1 protein-coding gene is annotated in these 1,665 nt (G+C 74.4%); it reads left to right on the top strand.

All coding sequences use genetic code 11. The features are described from left to right. Window positions 1-1,665 (top strand): DUF3488 and transglutaminase-like domain-containing protein (locus B7767_RS18125; protein WP_085573105.1); only part of this gene is annotated, 1,665 nt, incomplete at both ends.

The raw sequence follows: 1,665 nt of genomic DNA, 5'->3' as shown, positions 1-1,665 counted from the left end.
GGCGGGGCGCCCGGTCCGGGCGGGGACTCGCCCGGCGCCGTCGCACCGGTGCGCACCGGGCGGCGGATCGGCGCGGTCGCGCTGGGCATCGCCCTGGTGGTGCCGCTCGCCCTGCCCGCGATGAACGGCGGTCTGCTGGACCCCGCCGGTACGGGGGTCGGCTCGGGCTCCGGCGGGGGCGGCACCATCTCCGCGGTGAACCCGCTGGTGTCGCTGCGCGACTCGCTGAACCAGGACGAGGACCGCCAGGTCATGTCGGTGCGCTCCGAGATGACGGACGTGTCGGACCTGTACCTGCGGATCGTGTCCCTGGACGACTTCGACGGCACCACGTGGAAGCCGTCGAAACGGTCCATCACCACCGTTCCCGACGGCACGTTCCCGACCCCGCCGGGTCTCGGCCCCGACGTCGCGCGCACGGAGATCGGCACGACGATCTCGACCGCCGACTCCTACGGCCAGGACTGGCTGCCGATGCCGTACCCGCCGAGCGGGGTGAGCATCCGGGGCAACTGGCGCTACGAACCCGTCGGCATGACACTGGTCGGCGACCACGGGCAGAACACGCGCGGTCTGACGTACGAGGTGCGCAGCCTCCACGTGCAGCCCACGGCGGAGCAGCTGGCCGGTGCGCCGCAGCCGCCGCCCGCGCTGGAGCGCGAGTACACCGAGCTGCCGGACTCGCTGCCGGCCGTGGTGTCCCGCACCGCCCGCGAGGTCACCGAGGGCGCGACCAACGCCTACGACCAGGCGGTCAAGCTCCAGGAGTACTTCACGCTGTACGGCGGCTTCGAGTACGACACCGAGGTCGACGTCGGCAGCGGCTCGCAGGCGATAGCCCGCTTCCTGCGGGACAAACAGGGCTTCTGCGTGCACTTCTCCTTCGCGATGGCGTCGATGGCCCGTTCGCTGGGCATACCGGCGCGGGTCGCGGTGGGCTTCGCGCCCGGCACCCGGCAGCCGGACGACACGATCGCGGTCACGCTGCGGGACGCGCACGCCTGGCCCGAGCTGTACTTCGAGGGTGTGGGCTGGACCCGGTTCGAGCCGACCCCGACCCGTGGTTCGACGCCGCCCTACACCGTGCAGGACACCGAGGAGAACTCGGTGCCCGATCCCGCCCGGCCCTCGCAGACCGCGTCCGCGGAGCCGTCGGCGGAGCCCTCGGAGAGCGAGAGCTGCACGGCGGAGCGGAGGAAGCTGGGGGCGTGCGAGAGCGAGTCGCCGCAGGCGGCCCTGCCCGCGGGCGGTGACGGGCCGAAGTGGTACGCGCTGCTGGCGTGGGCGCTGGCCGGTCTCGCGGTGCTGGTGCTGCCGCTGTCGCCGATGCTGTGGCGGATGCGGACCCGGGCGGTGCGGCTGGGCGGGCACGGCCGGTCGGAGGCGGAGACGGCGCCGTACGTCCTGGCCGTCTGGGACGAACTGACCGACACGGCGTGGGACCACGGCATCGCGCCGGACGAGTCGCTGACCCCGCGCGGGACGGCGGACCGGATCGTGCGGCTGGGCCGGCTCGGGCCGGATGCGGCGGCGTCGGTGCACCGGGTGGCCGACGCGGTGGAGCAGGTCCTGTACGCGCCTCGGCCGCGGCCTGTGGTGGGGCTGGCGGACGAGGTGCGGGGGGTTGCCGCGGGGCTGCGGGCCTCGGCCGGTGGTCGGCGGGTG

The organism is Streptomyces sp. 13-12-16 (assembly GCF_002114215.1).
Taxonomy (GTDB): domain Bacteria; phylum Actinomycetota; class Actinomycetes; order Streptomycetales; family Streptomycetaceae; genus Streptomyces.
Note: the sequence above shows the minus strand (reverse complement) of the source record. Positions and strands in the feature narration are given on the sequence as shown.